This window comes from Cytobacillus spartinae (assembly GCF_042865285.1).
Classification (GTDB): Bacteria; Bacillota; Bacilli; order Bacillales; family Cytobacillaceae; genus Robertmurraya_A; species Robertmurraya_A spartinae.
This window is the reverse complement of sequence record NZ_JBIACK010000007.1, coordinates 1-20,984: the sequence shown is the minus strand read 5'-3', so window position 1 is coordinate 20,984 and position 20,984 is coordinate 1. Positions and strand designations below refer to the sequence as shown.

Genomic DNA, 20,984 nt, shown 5'->3' with positions numbered 1-20,984 from the left:
GGATAGACGGATTTTTAGCCAAAATAAAAAGTATGTTTTAATATTGATAAAGGTTTAGGCCTTTATCCCTAATTTTATTTAACACTATTCTTAAATCTCCATTTTGGCACCTCAAACACTTGAGGTGTACTTTTTTATCCAACATTGGCTCTCAATTTCTCAATCTTTCCATCAATGAACTTCAAAAACCTCTCATCATTCTGAAGTTCAAAAATTAATCTAGCTTTTTCAAGTAATTGCTGAGCGCATGATAGACTACCTTGCAATTCATAGTTATACCCTTTGTGGTAGTGAAGTTCCCCTAACAAATACAAACTCTCGCGTTTAATACACCAATCTATACCCTCTTTACAATATTTAATCGACTCATCATACTTTTTCAATCTAGTTAGTACTCGGGCGATATTATAATAAATCCGAGTTTGAATCGATATTTCATTCAGGTAAGGGATTTGTCTAATAGCATCAAGAGCAGATTTATATGTAGCCAGTGCGTTCTCCAGATCATTCTCTTCAAAATAAATCACACCAATTGAAAGCATAAGCTCAAGCTCACGTTCAGAGTAGAACTTCTCTGTTGCCTGAGTAAGAGCAATAGCCTCTTGCAGAATTCCAATAGCTTTCTCAATATTTCGATTCATGGCATGCTCATAGATACCTTTATGCCACAATAAAAGCTGATAATTTCGTTTGTTTTGGAAAAAGAGCGGATTTTTTTGCTCCATTTCCACAATCTCTTTCATTTCTTGATAATTCATGCTTCTTCTAGCAATTCGAAGTTGTTTTGCAACCTCTTGTACATAATCCAACCGAGGTGTTAATCCAATATCAAAGAAGTAGTTCACATCAACTCCGAGTCGCTCGGAAATCAAATATAGAGTCGAAGCATAAGGATACACATCTCCACTTTCAATCTTACTAATTTGCGCTTGTGTGCAAATCCCGTTTGCTAGCTCTCCTTGAGACAGACCAATTTCTTTCCTCAACTCTTTGATCTTTTTTCCAACTGCAGAGAAATCCATCATTCGTCCCTCCAAATATGCGTAGAATTATATTTTGTAGATATATAGTATGTATATAGGACTTTAAACGATAAAAACTAGCAATAATCTCTCAATATAAGGAAATTACAATTTTTGTATGTATGGTTAAATTTAACTAGTAACTTAACTTTATCATATTTTAGGAGGTAATATCGATGAAAAAAGGAATTTTTATGCTAGTGGTTGCATTATTAGTAGCACTAAGTGTGGGGGGTTCAGCTTCAGCTGCAAAACCAGAAAAAGTAACAACATACGAATTACCTTCAGAATATTAAAATTAGATTTTGGCATCTCAATCACTGAGGTGCCTTTTCTTTATTCTTATAGGCATATTTCTATAGTTATAAACTTATATTTCAATAATATTTGCCGTATGAATCCTACTATTATCATTTTCCAAAAATTAGCTAATGCGTTAAAATGAATAAGTAACCCACAAATAACGACAAATTGTTGGAGGATTCTTATGCTTTTTAACGTTCGACTTCTATCTGGACTAACAGATCCTAATACATGTTCATACCAAATCAGTAAGGCAGAGAAAATTACGGGTATATGGAAACAAGCATGTATACTCCTAGTTTTAAGTGCGATACTAGCTTCTATTGCTGCTTTATTGGGCATTGGAAATGAAATGATCTCCAAACAAATCTATGAACTCTCTGCAAACGAATATGAAGTTGCGAAAGCACTATTTGGCTTAGGAAATGTTATGCAAGAGACGGTTATTACACTATTAACCATTCTCTTTCCTTCCCTAGTATTTTGGATATTCTCCGACAGTGAATATAGAAAACTAATAATCATTCAACTGTATGTCGCAGTCATCTATTTAATAGATAGAGCAGTCAGTATCCCATTTCAATTATGGGTTGGAGTGGATCAACACTCTTCACCTTTTTCATTGGGAGTATTTGCACAATACCTGACTGAAGCTGAGATTATCATATTCTTCTTCTCAAATATCTCTTTGTTCTCTATCTGGGCAATCGTCATTCAGTATAAATATTTAACAACCATCGCTGAAAAAAGCAAAAAGTTAATTCTGGCTGTAATTCTTTCTACCAATCTATTTATTTGGATAGTGTCGGCCATATTTTCATATATAAAATTTGAAAAACTATTTTAATAGGAGGGGTTATGAGAATGAACTGGAAAAAGTGGACAATTACTCTTTTAATATGTTTGTTTGTTGCAATCAACCTCTTCTTAATTCTTAAAAAGGATACTAAAATTGCGAGATCATCTTATATTAAAGAGTGGACAACGGTTGTCAAACAAGATATAACTCAAACAAAAAATTCCCAAGGGGTAGTGGCACCAGCAGAGATCGGTTTTTCGTACTATGATAATGCCAATGGTCCTTTTAAACAATTTATGGTCAAAGAAGGAGATCAAGTGGATATCGGCACTCCATTGTTTGAATATTCTCCAGATAATATAGACCAAGCTATATCTTTAATTGAAGCAGAGATTACAAAGCTTGAGAACGACCTAGATGGTCTTGAGACTAACATTGATAATTTAGAGGACTTACATAGCAGTCTTTTGGCAGAAGAGGACAATGAAGAAAAGCATCTTTTAAATGCCATTAGTTCCGTGGAAGCTCAAATTTTTGAAAAAGAATCACAAAAGGCAAAGCTCGAAGCAGAAATTGAGAAGAATGAAGAATTACTCTCTTCTAATGAAACTATGTTTGACACATTAACGGTTAGCAGCAATATATCAGGTGTGGTCAAAGAGATTAATCATGCATTACAAAATCCCTTGATTACGATTGCTTCTAATGAGATTCATGTAGAAGGAATTGCAGGGGAAAATGAAGTGTTAAAGATTGCTGAGGGCATGAAGGTTAGAGTCTATACTGAATCTATGAGGAAACCTATTGAAGGAATGATTTCAACCATTTCCTCGCTGCCATTAGAAAAACCGACTGTTAAAACGGAAACAGAATATGGTTTTACCGTTCAACTAGCCGAAATGGAAACCCAAATCCTCCAGGGCACTCATGTAAATTTAACTATTGTTACTCAAGAAATTGAGGATGCTTTAACAGTACCATCAAGAGCCTTGCATAAGTCTTCCCTATATGTTCTAAGAGATAATGGGGAGGTCGAAAAACAAGACGTCCAGTTAGGGAACCTATTGAACAATACCCAGGAGATCACCAGTGGAGTTGAGGAAGGAAACATCATTGCTATAGCAGCAAAACGAGCAAATAATAAAGCATATTTTACCCCTGTAAAAATACAAAAATTGAATAAGTCTGCCCTAAGCAAAATGGGCAAAAAAGAATCTGCTAAATATGTGGCTAAAGGAATTTTAAGTAGATAACTAGAGGCACCTCTTTACGGGGTGTATTTTTTACAGTTAATACCAATAGAAAAAAATGACAGCTCAGAATATAATCTAGTAGAAAATAAACTCTGGGGGATAAACATGAAGTCCATCTTAAGTAAAACGATACTAAGTTTGTTGCTAATGGTTACGGTAGCTGCTCCTACGCAAGCGAGTGTCTCCTATTCAAGTGCTGAAAAGCTTGTGAGGCAGGCGGAGAGCTACGCTGGTTCATTGAAATGGGCGATTTCAATTGAAGGAACGGGTGACGGGAAGAGTATTCCTTGGAAATACTATAATGGAACGAAGGATACTTATAAGAAAGCGAAAGCAGCCGTTTCTCAGTTGCCAAAAGGATTTAAAAAATCTGAATTAGAAAAACGGCTAGAAGAAAAGGTAAACCTTTATATTAGTACCCAACCCGGAAAAGTTGGGCGTGCCGTTGCTTATATTGATGCAATTAATGCGGGTAAAAAGATCGAAAACGCTAAATTAGCACTAATAAATCGTCTTGACGCTGGTCTAATTGATGATGAAACAGAAAGACTATACCATAACCTATCATGGGAGCTTAAAAAGCAATCATTTCTGTTAGATCGAGTATATGGACAAACAACACGTGATTTAATTCGACAGAACTTTAAAAGGTCAGCAGAAAACGTTAAACAACAGGCCTTATACCCAGTGTCCATTAAAATGGCATTAGATAAAACAGAAGGATACATCGATCATAACCAATTATATGAAGCGAGTAACATGCTGTTTGAGTCGAAGTCTCTGTTTGTGTCAGGAGAAAAACTGGGACTGTTAGACCCTAGCTCAACAGTAGCTCTAGTATTGCAAAACCGTTATAGCCAATATGAAACTAAAGTGAACAAGTTAAGTCAGGAACTTTTAGAGATTGAATCGGTTTTTGTTCAACATGCTACAGGTGGAACATCTTTAAGGACATCACCCAATCATTATGTGAATATAGGATTAATAGACGCACATCCACTGAAAGAGCTTTCTATCAGACACTCGGACATAGCTGCTAAAACGGAAGTGTCTGTCACCAGAACGATTAATGGTGAGCAAATGACGGAAGAGTTAGCGACGGTTTCTAATGAGAAATATGTGAATGTAGATTTATCTAATTCACTATTTAATCTACCTGACCCTAGATTAAAAGAGACAAATGGATTTGAAGGTATCTTATATACGTTTACCATTAAAGTAACCAATCAGTTAGGTCAAGTTCAAACTGCTACGTCCCATTTACAAATAGGACCGTATGAGTATGGAGTTGGATTTCATAGTGGAACCTTTATAAGTGATTTTGGGTACAGTGTTTTCGTGCCAGCTAACTATAAATCTTACCAATATGACAACAACCAAAGTATAACGTTATTTAGAAATGAGGCTTGCTTAATTGATGATCCAATAGAAGGGACTCTAATGTGTGACCCGAGCGGAGAAATAACCATTAAGGTGCTAGACGGAACCACTGAAGTAAGTGAATGGGAAAAGAAAGCATTGATAGAGCATGGGCAACCTGTGCAGGATGTAGCACAATCAATCCTATCTAATGAAAAATATCATGTGTTCACACACACAAGCTCAAAGTCTACTTATCTGTATGAGTTGGTGGCAGAAATTGACGGACATCTAATTAAAATAAATTACCAAGCCGACCGCAATTCGGAATATGTCTTGTCAGAATTAGCAGAGATTATGAAAAGTATAAAGTTTTAACGAACAATGGAGACTAGTGTTGAAAAGTACTAGTCTCCTATTTTTGTAATTTTGAAAGCGCGGATAAACCTAACAATCTATTATAGGTTGCCGATAAAAACAGTACATCATACATAAGCACAGGAGGGAACATCATTGTTAAACGTAAGGAATCTATTTGGAGTTTTTCTAGCCTTTACACTTCTCTTTAATGTGACAACTGCCTCTGCAGCTGAGCCTATCGAAGAAGTCAGAGATCTTGTGAAAAACTATTATGTCGAAGAAGTACCAGAGTGGGTTTTGGAGAAGCCGACAATCAATCAACTGGTTGACTATCTTGATCAATATTCAGTATACATGTCTGCGGAGGAGTTTGAAGAGTTTGCCAATGCCATTGATCAGCAGCTTGTCGGAATAGGGGTTGTATTAGAAGAAGAAACAAAAGGGATAAAAATTATATCTGTTATCCCAGGTGGCCCAGCAGAGAAAGCAGGAATCCAAGCGGGAGATATTATCACTCAAGTAGATGGAACGAGTTTAGTAGGTCAATCTGTACAGCACGCAATTACGTTAATAAGTGGGAAAGAAAATACTTCTGTAACGATTACTTTCTTGAAACCATCAGGGCAACAAGTGTCAACAACGATTACGAGACAAATCATACAGCTTCCAAATGTTGAATATGAGATGCTAGGTGGCCAAATTGGCTATGTACGTTTAAACAGCTTTGCACAGGATTCTGCAAAGGATATAAAGAATGCCATTCAACAGCTACAAGGTGCTAAGGGTTGGATATTTGATTTGCGTGATAATGGAGGAGGGTATGTGTCTGTTGCTCAAGAGGTAGCGGGATTCTTTCCTAAGGTCACAAAAGCTTTTCAATTAAGAGATAAAACAAATAAACCTTCTATATATAGTGCCATTAATCAACCAGTAAAATTTACAGATCCTACTCATATTCTAATCAATGACTACAGTGCAAGTGCATCGGAAATGGTAGCCGCATCTGTAAAGGAGCAAAAGGGTGCGACGTTATATGGACAAACATCCTATGGAAAAGGCTCCATGCAATCTTTATTTACGTTAAGTGATGATAGCGTCCTTAAACTCACCACTGCAAAGTTCTTTTCGCCAAAAGGGTCTCCCGTCCACGAGGTGGGGGTAGTGCCAAATATCACAACACCAATTGGGGAAGAATTAACAAAGTCACATTGGGATCAGCTTATTCATGGACTAGTGGGGTATAAACAGCTCACTACTTTAAACAATGTTCCAGTGACAAAGACGTTTACCATTAAAATGAATATGAAAATGAACTGGTCAGGAGTTGGTCCTCAGGATGTTCAACTTACTCATTTAGGAGGAAAAGACGTACCAGTCGATGTAACCGTGTCGGGTGACAGAAGCATTAAAGTGATTCCGAAACAAAAGCTAGAGTCAAAAGGTAAATATATATTAATTGTAAACCCAAAATGGAAATCCCATAACAGCAAGCAAATGAGACAAGGGATCTATTTAGAAGTAACGGTCAAGTAATCGTAGAGAAGTACCAAAATAGCCATGCATTTTCCAGCATTATCATAATTGTAAGACAACCATTTTACGATTATGATTAGTTTGTCGATTTAATGACATACTATACACCTAAAGGGGAACAATGATGAATAAACATCTAAAAAAAGCAATTAAATTGGCTACTATCACTTCTATTGCTGCATCAGCAGTTATAGCAGTAAATCCTACACTATCAGAGGCTGCTTCTACAGCTGAAACGCTTGTTTTAAAAGCTGAAGCAAACAAAGTCCCATTAATTCGTGCTATTTCAGTAGATTATTATGCGGATGCTGTAAAACAGCCATGGACAGAATATAACAAAGCAAAGAAAGATTATGCTGCTGCGAAGAGTGCAGTTAACAAGCTTTCTGGAAAACAAAAAGAAGTACTTAACGCTAGACTAGACATCGTTAAGCTTTGGATCGACCGCACTGCTGTGTACATCGACTCTATTACTTCTGGTAAAAAGCTAATTGTTGCTCAAGAAGCAATGGAAAAATACTTAACTGAAGGCAAAATGGCCGAAGCAACTAAAGCTTACCATGCCCTTTCCTATGAAATTAAGAAACAAGCAGCATTCTTATATCGTGTATATGGACAATCTACACGTCAAGCAATCTTAGAAACTTACAAATTACCAGCAGAAACAGCGAAGAACGATGCGATATATCCGGTTAGCATTCACATTGAGCTTGGGCGATTAGAAGCTGCTATTGATAATGGGAACGATGCAAAAATGGAACAGCATATGGCGAATATTGAGGATTGGTTCCAATATATCGAGGATCCTGAATTATTTGAAGTATTAGGATCTCGATATGATCAGGTTCTTTCTTTATACTTCCCAGTTATTGAAGAAGTGGCAGTTTATGAAGGTAGTCTAATTCCTACAGAGTTTCCCTGGTTAAATGCTTTTGATTTGTTCGGTTTTTATGATGCTGATGGGTATGAAGTATATCCAGACCCAACCGAGTATGGATTTATTGTAAAAGATGATAAAGGTTTTTTTAATGAAGATGGATCATTTACTAGTGCATACGAAGAAAACGGTTTAACTGAAACAGGTACGGTTAACATTCAGTTAATTGACAGCACAACGAATGAAGTCATTATTGAACATACATTTGATATTGTAGATGGAAATCAAATTTACTACCTTGAAGATGGTAAGCTAGTGGATGCTCAAGGAGCAGATGCAGAAGCGTTAACACTTGGTCAGACATATCAATTTGTTCCGACAGAAGCAGGAACACTTAACGGCTGGTATGTAGTTGGAGATTTAGGGCAAGACATTTCATTAGCGGATTTTGAGGGTATAACATTTGATTCATTAGATCCTTCTGTATTTACAGTAGATGCTAACGGTGTGGTAACACCAGTAGCGGCTGGAGAATCAGAGTTAGTGGTTACTTGGAATGATTTTGAGACGTGGATTACTGTTATAGTAGAATAAACATGATTGGACTGGGCTTATAGCTCAGTTCTTTTTTTTATCCAAATTTATGAAACTTTTGTATCTATAATACCGTCGTATATATGGAGGGAATTGCTAAACTATAACCTGAATAACCCACATAAAAAGTTGGTATATTCCTAATGTTATAGCATATAATCAGAAAGTGTGTGAAATATGCTAAGTATGGGTTTTTGGGAAACAATTACCAAGGCAAAACTGTTAAAAAACCTAAGAAAAACCTAGAATTTCCTCAGAAAATGTATTATTATAGGAAATGTGAAAGAGAATTGGTAAAAAAATTACTGAAATTATCCTCTTTTACAAATCTACTAAAGCTTTTAGGAAATCATAGAGTTATAGGTTGATATTTCCAAAGAACTTTAGTACAATTATCGTTAAGTTTGATAGGCAATGATCGCAAGCCTAATAAGCTTACCAACCAAGCAATCATTGTACTACTTTTATATCAAAAGGAGAGAAGAAACATTATGGCAAAGAAAAAAGCTATTAAACTAGCTGCTGCTACAGCAGTTGCTGCATCTGCATTCGTTGCTGCTGCTCCAGCACAAACTGACGCTGCTAGCAGTGTTGCAGTTGAAGTTAGTAAAGCAGTAACACAAATGAAGAAAGCGTACCACACTTACAGCGACGTAACTGCTACTGGGTCTTTCCAAGACATCACTGAAGTTTACAAGCAATACAACGCTGCAAAAACTGCTTACAACAATGCAAAAGCATTAGTTAACAAGTCTGGCGGAGCTTCTAAAGACGCTCTATTAGCAGAATTAGAAACTACATATGCTGATTTCATTGCTAAGCGCGTAGTAACTTACATCGACGCTTACAACTATGCTACTACTCTACAAGCTAAAGAATTAGATCTTAAAGCTGCTTTAGAAGATAACGAGTGGGATCTTGCTGAAGAACTATACCACGCAATCTCTTATGAGTTAAAAACTCGTACAGTAATCCTTGATCGCGTATATGGTGAATCAACTCGTGAACTATTAAGAGGTTCTTTCAAAGCTGATGCTCAAGCTGCACGTGATAGCATCACTAACGAAGTTACTGTTAAAATGGCTTACGATGCTGCTGAAGGTTTCCTTGCTGAAGGCGATCTAGAAAGCGCACAAGCTCAATTTGATAAAGTTGCTGACTACGTTGCAGAATTAAACGAAGACACTGACTTTGGTGCTGCTCTTCTTGCGAAAGTAACTGAAGTTCAAGCTGCTTATGATGAGTTAGCTGTACCACAAGTACAAAGTGTAAGTGTAAATAACCTTAAAACTGTGGTAATCAACTTCAATAAAGCAGTGGATTCAAAAACAGTTACATCTAGCACGGTTAAAGTTTATGAAGGTTCAAACACTACTGCAACAACTGTAGACACTGATTCAACTTTCTCTGAAGGTGTTCGTTACATCTTAAGTGAAGACAAAAAGACTTTAACTGTTGAGTTCTTTACTCAGAATTCTCAAAGTGAAAACATTAAAGTTTTAGTTGACGGTGTAAAAGCTGTTGATGGAACTGCTGTAGCTAAATTCGAGGAAACAAAGTCTGTATTAGACAATGTAGTGCCTGAATTATCAAGTGCAGTATCATTAAACAAAAAGCAAATTGAACTTCAGTTTAGCGAGCCAGTTAACTTAACTAAAACTGCATTTGAAGTACTAAACAATATTAAACTTGACGGTGTTGCTGCAATTGCAAAAGTAACTCCTAATCATGCTGAAAATACTTTAGTTCTTGAGTTTGCTTCAAACTTAAAAACTGGAACACTTAAATTAGATGTTGCTGATATTTCTGACTTTGCAGGGTTTAAAATTGCTGCTAAATCATTTGATGTAACAGTTGCTGAGGACACTACTGCTCCAGAATTAACGGGTGTAGAAGTAGTAAATAAAAACAAAGTACGTGTAACTTTCAACGAAAAAGTTGCTACTTTAGGTTCTTTCGAAGTGAATGACGAAACAATCGAAGGCGATGATATTGCTGAAGTTACAGGCTCAAATGGTACTAAGTTCGATTTAACTTTAGACACAGCTCTAAACTTAGGTGCTGTAGTTGAAGCGAAAGTTGAATATAAAGGTCAAAAAGACGTAGCTGATAATGAAGTTAAAGACTGGAAAACATACACATTTAAAGTAGCTGATGATACAAGTCTACCTACAGTAACCTCTTCATTAGCAGATGGTAACAAGCTAACTTTAACTTTCTCTAAATCAATGAGAACAGATCTTGGAACAATTAAAGTTCTAGATAAAGATGGTAAAGAGGTTAGATCTTTAAATGTTTCTGGATTAGGTTTCAAAGCTAATACAGACAACAAAGTATTAGAATTAACTGGTGCACAATTAGGTTTAAGTAACGTTGACGCTGCTCAATACACAGTGAAAATTAAGGATATGAAAGATAACTCTATCCGTGAAAACTTACTTCCTGAGCAAACTTTAACTATTGACGCTAAAGATACGAAAAAGCCGCTAGTTAGTGGTGGTTACCTAGTATCTGCGGGTGCTCTTACTTCAGGTGACGATCATGAAGATGATGATACATTCACATTATTCTTTAATGAAAAAATGGATGAAGGTACATTACGTAACTTAAGTAACTATAATGTATCTGGAGTTGGAACATTAGCAACAGTTTCTGGTGTATCAATTAAATCAATTGCTGCTGATGGTAAGAGTGTAGTAATTACTTATCCAAATGCTGCTTCACTAACTGCAAACATTACAGTTTCAGCTCTTAAAGATGCTGCCGGAAATATGATTGATACAGTAGTAGTTGGAAAAGAAACTGGTACAGAACTAGATGTAGTTGCAACTGAAGCTACTAAGAAAAATGAAGTTTTAGTTCAATTCAACACTGCAATTAAATCTGTAGATCCAAGTGCTATTAAAATCCAAAGATCAACTGATAGTGGTGTAACTTGGACTGATTACGCTCTACCTGTTAGTGCAACAGTTCAATCTGACAACACAAAAGTTAAATTTGTATTAAATAAAGATATGGGTACAGCTGCTTCTGAATACCGCATTGTAGATAATAATTCACAACTTGTGAAAAACATCTATAATGATACATTCAAGGTAGTATCTGGTACGGCTGATGCTACTGATACAATTGCTGCTAGTATTACTGCTGGATCTGTTGCTTTTACAGATAAAATCGCTCCTGAAATGGTAAGCGTAAAACGTCATGCATCTGAAACTGACAAGATTGTTGTTACTTTCTCGGAAGCTCTAAATGACACAACTGCAACTGCTCTAGAGTATGATTTACGAGTTAAAGATTTAACTAGTGATACTGATTTAGCTATTAATGAGTTTACAACTGCGATCAGTGGTACTACTGTAACTATTGATATTACAAAAGCAAATGTTGCAGGTCATAAGTTCTCTGTAGCCCTATTAAATGGCCGTTCTTTAGTAGATGCAGCTAACTCAAACGAGGCTGTAACATTCACAGCAACAACTGTTAAGAACGACGCAGGTACTGAAGATGCATTAATCTCTGAGAATGTAGCGCCTTCTGCTGCAGATAATACTAAGCTTACTTTAAACAATGGTGGTATCACTGGTGCTGCTGGTGCTGTTGAAGGTGGAGCAACTGTTAAAGTATTTGCTGATGGTGCAGTTGTAACTACTGCTACACCAGTTGCTACATTTACTGCTGCAGCTAATGGATCATTTGCTAAACAAGTACTAGCTGCTAATGATTATGATGTATACGTAGTAGATGCTGCTGGTAACATTTCTGCTAAATTAGATGTAACAGTTACTGTTACTCCTTAATAGAAAATCAGGCAAACAGCAATAAAGTGTAATTATTTAAAAGAAGAAAGGCCCTGTAGGATGTTCTACGGGGCCTTTTCTATATGCGCCCGGCATAGGTGCAGTCTTATAGGGAGCAATTCCCTGAGGGCTGGTGCCTGTCACCACCCGATTTTTTTCGAAAGATTAATAGATTTGAAGGAAAAGCTCTTTGGAGAGAAATATCTCTACTGGGCTTTTCTTTTGCTAATAACCGAATCAGCTTAGCCTTGGTGCCTGTCATTCCCCGAGAAAATCTTGTTCCACAGAATCGTTTCTGGATTTAAAAAACATCTTTAATCATCTCAATTTTTTATTTGTTAATCTCTCCCGACTTATACTTGTACTTAGTTTGATAGGTATACATATCGTCGTTTCCAAAGGATTAGGGTCCTGAGGGCTGGTGCCTGTCACCACCAGAATTTTGTCGAAAGATTAATAGATTTGAAGGAAAAGCTCTTTGGAGAGAAATATCTCTACAGGGCTTTTCTTTTGCTAATCGAATCAGCTTAGTCTTGGTGCCTGTGCGTTGCGATCCCTAAAGTAGACAAAATAAATTTGGATTCACTTTATGGAATTAGGGTTAATAAGCTCTGGTTCCTTTTTTCCTTCTCATCATCATGAAGTGTCTTAGATAGATGAGAACGAGAAAAAGTGGCATTTGCCCTCAATTTAACCTGCCTTGGCGTAATCTGCTGGAGTCTCGTAATCTAAGGCACCTTGAATTCGATTAAAATTATAATAGGATATATATTTGTCTATGAGGACTGGTGCCTGTCACTACCCGAAAAATCTTGCTCTAGGGAATTGTTTCATATATTTGGTATAAGGTTTAATATCCAAAGAGAATAACATAAGATTAGACTTGGCGCTTGATATTGAGGTCAGACTTCTGCTTCTCTATACCCAGAAGAGAAAAACTCGGGAAGGCCCGAGTCAAAAGGAGAGAAGTCACACAGAACTTCTAACTATAGTTTGGCCGGAAAGAAGCCACTTTATTCAAAGCGACGTTACTATGCAATAAATTTCCTCTGTTCAAATTCCTCCAAGTTTTGGTGCCTGTTACTTCATGAGAAAATCTTGTTCCACAGAATCGTTTCATGGATTTAAAAACCATCTTTAATTATCTCAATTTTTATTGTTAAGGAATCTCTCCCGACTAATACTTGTACTCAGTTTGATAAGAATATATATCAGTCGTTTCCAATGGATTAGGGATCCTAAAAGTTAAGTTACATATTATATCTTGGAGACCTACTACCGCATTGTTAATACTATCAAGGTTACTTGCTATAATATCCATTAAGCAAAAAAATAGCCCTTCCAAAGAGAAGGGTTAAAAATTAAAGATTTCTTAATTTGTAAACTTCAGTTCTGTAATTTTATCTGTTTCTGAATTATAACAAATTACATAATTTGAAGAGAATCCAATAATACTACCGGCTGAGCTAGTCAAGATTTTTTCGGCTTTACCTTGGCTGTTTAAGATATACAATTCATTATTATTATTCCCACTAGTATAATAAAACTTATGGTTATAAATGGTGTAATCATGTACTGCTGGACCGACAATATTAAAAGATTGGTTTGTCTTAGGGTCAAAGACAAAGTAATCCGTACGATCTTTGGAACTAGTATGGAAGAAATAGCCTTCTCTGCTTTCAGTACTGTCGTAATCTGATGACTTCACCTCACCAATTACCTTTTCTTCTGCTCCATTAAGTGATGTTTGCACGATCTCCGCACCATCCACAAAGTTAAAGATGCTGGTATAGAGGGAGCCGTTATTCACGGTGAAATATGGATTATAACCACCTTCTATTCTTTTCAAAAGAACTTTTCCATTCCCAAGTAAATCAGTCTTATATATTTCTAGTGTCCAAGTGTTTCCTTCGACTACTTCCTTGCTATAATAAATATTTTGACCATCCGTAGTTGCATAAGCCACATGTTCATCTAATACTTTTGTGAGATTATATGGTTTCTTTAGATCTACTTTATAGAATTGATGAGAGTTCATGGTGCTTCGATTAGCGTTTTCATCATAGACATTCACATAAATGGCATCACTGGTATGAGTATAAAGTCCAGCTGTATTTAGTTTATAAGGAATGTGATCATGCTTTTTGGTTTCCTTATCATAAGCTAGGAACCCATTTGGTGTCCCCATGAATCTGGTAACACTATTCAAACCATCAGAGATTTCCCCGTGATCATTTTGCTTCTCACTACTAGTAGGCTTAGGTTTAGTTGGACTATTAATGCACTTTACAGCATTTAACTTTGTTTTACTTGGAGTTTGATAGGTAACTTTGTTATCTCGGTCGACAAAGTATCCTCCGCCGACACTTAACATTCCTGGTTTAAAGGCATATATACGATAGAATTCTCCAGCCTTTAATGTTCGAGAAAAAGTCTTCTTTTCTCCTTCTAGTTTAAATAAAGATGTGTCTTTTACAATTGTTAAGCGTCCTATCTGTCCACTTTTTAATTCAATTCCGTCCCACCAAATTTTCTTCACATTTTTAAATTGGGTACAGAAATTGTCCTCTGCTGCTCTTATATCAGTTGCACTTAATCCTGATAGCATAAAAAATGATAATAAAATAATGCTAAACTTCTTCAATGTATGTTCCCCTCCTGATAGATATAAGTATATTGTATTAAATAGTTAACCATGTTTAAAGTACTAGTTACCATAATATCTATTAATTTAATATTAGGACCCATTTAAAAATACCAGACTTTTATACTATAATGTTAATGTAGAAAACATCTAGGAGGAATGACAGAGTGAAGAAGATTAGTATTTTAGTTATGTCCATTCTACTAGTATTGGGAATTTATACTTCTAATACAAATGCTGCAACAAATTGTGCTCAACTAAATGGCCAAACAAAAGTTTGGTGGGATGGGATAGAACTGAAGCCAGGTCAGATTGGGCGTCTAACGATCAAAAAGGACACACCTTTGTTTAAGCTTGATGGGAACAAACGTATTAACAGTAGAACGTTAAAAGCAGGAGAGTTTTATCGAATCTATGCGTTTAAGCCTGGATTATTGAGTGTAGGTGGGGGCTATTACGTAGAGCGAGATACTCGAATTACATATCAAACACCGAGCAAATCAAAATTACAGTTGGTACAGCAACTTCAAGTTTGTACAATTGTTAATAAAAGCAGGGCAACTTTCTCTTTAAAAGATTCTCAGGGGACTTCTTATAATGCATATATCGTTAGCGCTAACGAACAAAAAGCGTTTGGCTCTTTTTCACTTTCTGCCACCTGGAACATGGTATGGGCCGGTATCAGCGAAGGTGACGCATTGTATAGAGGTAATTATAAGATCTATCTTCAAAAAGCAGGTTCTAGCACCATTACAGATACAGGAATTAAATTAGATGATTATATCTATAACGCTACTAGAAAAACGATTTATGAAATTCCATCTACTGATCAAGGTCAACCAGATCTATTTGCCGTTGCAAGTACTGAGAGTTCTAATTTTGAATCTGCCAATATGTATTATGTGAATAATGGCCAATTGTTCCGTGTTAAAGTTGGCTTTGAAGATGAATGGTATTCAACGATTTTTTATTCTGTAAGACCATATTCGGTAGGAGAGTTAACCTATAAAACAAAAGAATATAATAATGCTGAAGGAGTTTGGAGTATTTATACATGGCTGCTAAATCCGAATAATGCGGAGTTACAACTAATTGATTCCCAAGAGGAATATAACTATTAATCATATAGTTTACAATTTATTACTAAGGCGTGATTAGACCAAAAGTCTAGTCACGCTTTATTTATGTTTGCTAGTGATAAAAAAGTGACCATGACTGAGAAAAAGATTTTTAATCTAAAATGGATAATATGAGTTGTAGTGGCATGTCACTCCTCGGAATAGTTTCACAGATAATTTCAGTTGATTGTGAGAGTATATATTCCCACTTATTTTAGACTCTGTTATTCACTTAGTAATGATATCCTAGAAATCTCTCGAAACACAGCCACAGCAACCTTGATTTAGTTGTAGTTAGTTTTATTGCCTGTCACTCCTCGAATAATTATGTTCCGTAGTTTCACGCATAGATCACAGGGTAAAATTCATTCCCACTGCTTGAGACTCTGTCCTTCACTTATTGATAATTATCCTAGTGTGCCTTAAAGTAACTTCATCTCGTTTAAAAGAAAATAGTATCAAAAGGATCAGCAGATTCTTATTAGATGAATAATGGAACCTGTAATTTCATGGATTCATTTTCTGCGGGGATGACATATTAGGATAAATAAATTTTCTTTTAATTAATAGAAGAATATATTTCTAATTAAGGTATAATATGCTAATTTTAGTAGAGGGAGTGTTGAAAAAGGAGGACTATTTTCTTAGTGGGAACATATCACTACTGGAGAAATCAATTCGAATGACATATACTTTTCATCCCATAATTGTCGAAAATTAACAAATTTGAGTTACTTTAATAATTAGATAACTTAGTAGAAAAATTATATTAATTATTACTAGAAAGGAGTATAAATATGAAAAAATTTTTTGGGAAAATAGCTACGATGATTTTGTGTATTTTTTTATTTAGTAATAACTTTATATTAGGCTTACCTTCAGCTAAAGCTGCTAATACATCAATTACAGTACCAGCAGGTCAGGAAGTTTCATTATTTTCAAGTGATTTAGGTTATGAAGGTAGCTATGCCGCTGTTTATTTTGAATCCGTACCTAGTAATGGTGGTCAACTAGGCTATGTGAATTATTCTAATGCTATTTGTGCGGGTTGTAGTTATTTTAAGAGTGATGTAGACAATGGAATGATAAAGTTTAGGGCACCTGCTGAGGGGGTTTTTCATTTTAAAGTTCGTTGGCAATCTGGTCGGAATGTCCCAGGAACTAAAGTGGCACCCTATACCGAAGAAATTATTATTACTATCACAGCACTAAATCCAGCACCAACAGATATTAGTCTTAATAATACAAAAGCACCAGGTGGATTTTCAGGATTCAGAATAGCTAACCTTAGAAGTACAGATTATAATAATGATCATAATACTTTTAGTATCCACAATGATCCTGATAGTTTATTTGAAATTGTTACGGTTAATTCAATTCAACAATTACGTTTAATGTCTGGTAAATTTCTAGCAGCTGGAGAAACAGCAACAGTAGGGGTTAGAGCAACAGACAGTGCAAATAATACGTATGATGAAACATTCACCATTAAGGGTGTAATGGCTGAAGCCTTTACGGTAGCTCCTAATGAAACCTATTCCTTTACATGGACTGGTGATATAGTTCCTGAAAGTGAAACTCTTCCAGCGGAGTTGGGATATGTCGTCATCCCTTATGAAGGTACAGATTACCCACTTCCAATAGAGGTTTGGAAAGATGACACGGTGAAATATACTACGCCGAGTACTTCAGGAACTGATACATTTATTATAGGAGATAAGTATTATGTTGTGACGATAGAAAATACCACACCAACTGATTCTATCCTTCCAGTAGTAGGCAATAGTGGAACTATAACTAATTCCAATCTAAGTACAGTAGGAGTAACGTTAAGCTGGACCAAAGCAACGGATAATGCAACATCTGAGGGAGATTTAGAGTATCAAGTTTATCAGTCTAGTAGCAATAATATAAGTAACCTTAGTGACATTGAAGTTGGTAATGGTACAGCTTTAGGCACTGGGTTTGTTAAGGATATTACTAGTTTTAATGTAACAGGGTTAAATCCGGGAGAAACCTATTATTTTAACGTAATTGTTAGAGACGCAGCGGGAAATAAGAGCACGTACACAATGCAATCTATAACAACACCCACACTAAACCAAGCTCCAACGGATATTAGCTTATCAAACTCAACTGTAAATCAGAGTAGTGGAACAAATGCAGTTGTGGGAACTTTTTCAACAACCGATGACAGTGGTTCTTATACATATAGTTTAGTTAATGGTGATGGAGATACCAATAACTCTCTATTTAATATTAGTAATAGTGACTTACGAACAAACAATACAACCGCTATGACACCTGGGACGTATTCAGTACGAGTACGGACTACAGATAACAGTGGTTTGACATTCGAGAAAGATTTCACTATTACTTTAATAAGTTCAAATACCGCTCCAATGATTAAATCGGGTGATATTTCATTACCTTTGTTTACGTCGGAAGATGTAACTAGTAATCCTATTCTTATTAGATCTATACTGTTAGGTGCTGATTATGCAGATGAAGACAGTGGTGCCTTCAGTGGAGTAGCCATCTCCTCATCCCAAGGAGCAGGTACATGGGAATATTCAATGCAGGATGGAACCGTGTGGAATGAGTTGGGAACACTTAGTGAGACACATGCATTACTTCTAAGTGGAAATAGTTATTTACGATATGTTCCAAACGGTAAATTTGGCGAAACAGCAACTGTCGAGTTTAGAGCTTGGGATCAAACAGATGGCAGTTCAGAAGGCTCTTATCAAAATATAACAACAAATGGTGGTCAAACAGCATTCAGTGCAAATCAAGCTTTAGCTAAAATAGTTGTAAGTGATGTCAATGATGCGCCTGTTTTAGTTAGTTCAAACCCTACACTGACGTCCATCCGAGAAGATGATAGAAACAACTCGGGTCAATCTGTCTTTTCTTTTTTAGGTTTAAGTGTGACGGATGTAGATAGTGGTGCACAAAAAGGAATTGCTATTACTTCTAAAAGTGGAACAGGAACATGGCAGTTTTCAACAGACGGAGGAGCAGTTTGGACGAATATTGGCCAAGCGAACAACAATGCTGCCTTATTATTGTATGATACAAACTTAGTACGATTTATTCCGGGAAGTGGAAGTGGTGGATCTACAGCTTCTTTAGGATATAGAGCTTGGGATCGAACAGTTGGAAGTGTTGGTGGAACTATGGATATTAGTGTTAATGGTGGTAACACACCATTTAGCGTTGCTAGCGATACAGCCACTATTCATATCCAAAATATATATACGATAACTTTTGATAAAAATGGAGGGGACGTAGATACAAACCCGGTTAGTAAAACAGCTCTCCCAGGGGGGAGTGTTGGGACCCTGCCTTCTGAGCCTACTAGGGTAGGATATAAGTTCATGAGTTGGAATACTGAGTCGAACGGCTCAGGAGATACATTTACTCCAAGTACAGAAGTAATGGGTGACCAAACGGTCTATGCCCAATGGACACCGAACACATACGAAGTGACATTCAATCCAATAGGAGGCCAAGTGACTTCCTCATCTCAAATAAAACTATATGATTCAATATATGGCAAAGGGGCGAATGGGACAAGCAGTGACTCCTTACCAATCCCAACAAGAGTAGGCTATGATTTCTCTGGATGGTTTACGCAAACTGGAGGGGCAGGAGTAGAAGTAACTAATACAACTCTTGTAAATACAGCATCCGACCATACGTTGTATGCACATTGGACAGCCAAACAATATACCGTCACCTTTGATGCAGGAGATGGAGAAATCACTACTACATCCCAATCGAAGTTATTTGGCTCAATGTATGGTAAAGGGTCAAATGGAACAACGGACGATACTTTACCAACACCAACTAGGCATGGATATAACTTTGCTGGCTGGTATTCACAGGCAGATGGGGCAGGAGTAGAAGTAACTAATACAACTCCTGTAAACATGGCGTCCGACCATACATTGTATGCTCATTGGACAGCTAAACCGTATACGGTTACCTTTGATGCGGGGGATGGAACGGTCACAACCACAACCCAAACGAAGCTATTTGGCTCAACATATGGCAAAGGATCGGATGGGACAAGTAATGAATCCTTGCCAGTACCAACTAGAACAGGTTATGCGTTTGTAGGTTGGTATGATAACAATGGATTTACAGGCTCAGCGATTACAAATCAATCTGAAGTTACAATAGCTAACAATCATACCTTGTATGCAAAGTGGGAAGTGAATTACTACAATGTAACTTATAATGCGAATGGTTCAACAGGAGGATTTCCTCCAAATGTAACAAGTCATGCTTACGGTTCGGTTGTAACTGTATCAGGAAAAGGCGATTTAGAAAAAACAGGATACACGTTTACTGGTTGGAATGCAGAGGCAAATGGAAGTGGTACACCGTATGCGGCAAGTACTGCGTTCCCGATGGGAACGAACCATGTAACTCTCTATGCTCAGTGGATAGCGAATACCTATGATGTTACGTTTGATGCAGGTGGAGGAAACGTAACACCGACAATTCAAACGAAACTATATGATTCCACTTATGGTAAACAGTCAGATGGAAGCGAAGAAGTGTTACCGATTCCAACAAAAGTAGGATATGATTTTGTTGGCTGGTATTCACAGGCAGATGGGGCAGGAGTAGAAGTAACTAATATAACTCCTGTAAATATACCATCCGACCATACACTGTATGCTCATTGGACAGCTAAACCATATACAGTAACCTTTGATGCAGGAGATGGAACCGTCACAACCACAACCCAAACGAAGTTATTTGGCTCAACATATGGTAAAGGATCGGATGGGACAAGTAACGAATCCTTGCCAACACCAACTAGAACAGGTTATGCGTTTGCAGGCTGGTATGATAACGATGGATTTACAGGCTCAGCGATTACAAATCAATCTGAAGTTACGATAGCTAACAATCATACCTTGTATGCAAAGTGGGAAGTGAATTCCTACAATGTAACTTATAATGCGAATGGTTCAACAGGAGGATTTCCTCCAAATGTAACAAGTCATGCTTACGGTTCGGTTGTAACTGTATCAGGAAAAGGCGATTTAGAAAAAACAGGATACACGTTTACTGGTTGGAATGCAGAGGCAAATGGAAGTGGTACACCGTATGCGGCAAGTACTGCGTTCCCGATGGGAACGAACCATGTAACTCTCTATGCTCAGTGGATAGCGAATACCTATGATGTTACGTTTGATGCAGGTGGAGGAAACGTAACACCGACAATTCAAACGAAACTATATGATTCCACTTATGGTAAACAGTCAGATGGAAGCGAAGAAGTGTTACCGATTCCAACAAAAG

11 protein-coding genes are annotated in these 20,984 nt (G+C 36.7%); 8 read left to right on the top strand and 3 right to left on the bottom strand.

Features of this window, described 5'->3' with window-relative positions; translation table 11 throughout:
- Window positions 1–134 precede the first annotated feature (134 nt).
- Window positions 135–1,025, bottom strand: coding sequence for a helix-turn-helix domain-containing protein (locus ACFYKX_RS14410; protein WP_389361759.1), 891 nt, complete (start codon window positions 1,023–1,025; stop codon window positions 135–137).
- Window positions 1,026–1,509: 484 nt separating this feature from the next.
- Between ACFYKX_RS14410 and ACFYKX_RS14405 the strand changes: the two genes are divergently transcribed.
- The 6 genes from ACFYKX_RS14405 (at window position 1,510) to ACFYKX_RS14380 (ending at window position 11,900) form a co-directional block, all read left to right on the top strand.
- The gene (locus ACFYKX_RS14405) at window positions 1,510–2,172 is read left to right on the top strand and encodes a hypothetical protein (RefSeq protein ID WP_389361758.1); all 663 of its coding nucleotides are present in this window, start codon (window positions 1,510–1,512) and stop codon (window positions 2,170–2,172) included.
- Between the two features lie 17 nt (window positions 2,173–2,189).
- Window positions 2,190–3,377 carry an efflux RND transporter periplasmic adaptor subunit gene (locus ACFYKX_RS14400; RefSeq protein WP_389361757.1) on the top strand — a complete coding sequence of 396 codons (1,188 nt, stop codon included), beginning with the start codon at window positions 2,190–2,192 and terminating at the stop codon, window positions 3,375–3,377.
- Between the two features lie 105 nt (window positions 3,378–3,482).
- On the top strand, window positions 3,483–5,114 hold the full coding sequence (locus ACFYKX_RS14395) for a hypothetical protein (RefSeq protein WP_389361756.1): 1,632 nt from the start codon (window positions 3,483–3,485) through the stop codon (window positions 5,112–5,114).
- A 135-nt stretch (window positions 5,115–5,249) separates the two neighbouring features.
- Window positions 5,250–6,629 carry a S41 family peptidase gene (locus ACFYKX_RS14390; RefSeq protein ID WP_389361755.1) on the top strand — a complete coding sequence of 460 codons (1,380 nt, stop codon included), beginning with the start codon at window positions 5,250–5,252 and terminating at the stop codon, window positions 6,627–6,629.
- A 124-nt stretch (window positions 6,630–6,753) separates the two neighbouring features.
- Window positions 6,754–8,100, top strand: a complete 1,347-nt coding sequence (locus ACFYKX_RS14385) for a hypothetical protein (protein WP_389361754.1) — start codon at window positions 6,754–6,756, stop codon at window positions 8,098–8,100.
- Window positions 8,101–8,591: 491 nt separating this feature from the next.
- Complete coding sequence (locus ACFYKX_RS14380; RefSeq protein WP_389361753.1) at window positions 8,592–11,900, top strand: hypothetical protein; 3,309 nt, start codon at window positions 8,592–8,594, stop codon at window positions 11,898–11,900.
- A 690-nt stretch (window positions 11,901–12,590) separates the two neighbouring features.
- Here ACFYKX_RS14380 and ACFYKX_RS14375 read toward each other — a convergent pair.
- Both ACFYKX_RS14375 and ACFYKX_RS14370 read right to left on the bottom strand, forming a co-directional pair.
- The gene (locus ACFYKX_RS14375; RefSeq protein ID WP_389361966.1) at window positions 12,591–12,668 is read right to left on the bottom strand and encodes a hypothetical protein; all 78 of its coding nucleotides are present in this window, start codon (window positions 12,666–12,668) and stop codon (window positions 12,591–12,593) included.
- 604 nt (window positions 12,669–13,272) lie between these two features.
- On the bottom strand, window positions 13,273–14,544 hold the full coding sequence (locus tag ACFYKX_RS14370) for a DUF5050 domain-containing protein (RefSeq protein WP_389361752.1): 1,272 nt from the start codon (window positions 14,542–14,544) through the stop codon (window positions 13,273–13,275).
- Window positions 14,545–14,711: 167 nt separating this feature from the next.
- Between ACFYKX_RS14370 and ACFYKX_RS14365 the strand changes: the two genes are divergently transcribed.
- Complete coding sequence (locus tag ACFYKX_RS14365; RefSeq protein ID WP_389361751.1) at window positions 14,712–15,665, top strand: hypothetical protein; 954 nt, start codon at window positions 14,712–14,714, stop codon at window positions 15,663–15,665.
- A 794-nt stretch (window positions 15,666–16,459) separates the two neighbouring features.
- A partial coding sequence (locus tag ACFYKX_RS14360; protein ID WP_389361750.1) for an InlB B-repeat-containing protein occupies window positions 16,460–20,984 on the top strand: 4,525 nt, incomplete at its 3' end.

Coding starts and splice junctions, on each gene's coding strand:
- ACFYKX_RS14410 (WP_389361759.1), bottom strand. CDS start 1,025: ATGATGGATTTCTCTGCAGTTGGAAAAAAGATCAAAGAGTTGAGGAAA.
- ACFYKX_RS14405 (WP_389361758.1), top strand. CDS start 1,510: ATGCTTTTTAACGTTCGACTTCTATCTGGACTAACAGATCCTAATACA.
- ACFYKX_RS14400 (WP_389361757.1), top strand. CDS start 2,190: ATGAACTGGAAAAAGTGGACAATTACTCTTTTAATATGTTTGTTTGTT.
- ACFYKX_RS14395 (WP_389361756.1), top strand. CDS start 3,483: ATGAAGTCCATCTTAAGTAAAACGATACTAAGTTTGTTGCTAATGGTT.
- ACFYKX_RS14385 (WP_389361754.1), top strand. CDS start 6,754: ATGAATAAACATCTAAAAAAAGCAATTAAATTGGCTACTATCACTTCT.
- ACFYKX_RS14380 (WP_389361753.1), top strand. CDS start 8,592: ATGGCAAAGAAAAAAGCTATTAAACTAGCTGCTGCTACAGCAGTTGCT.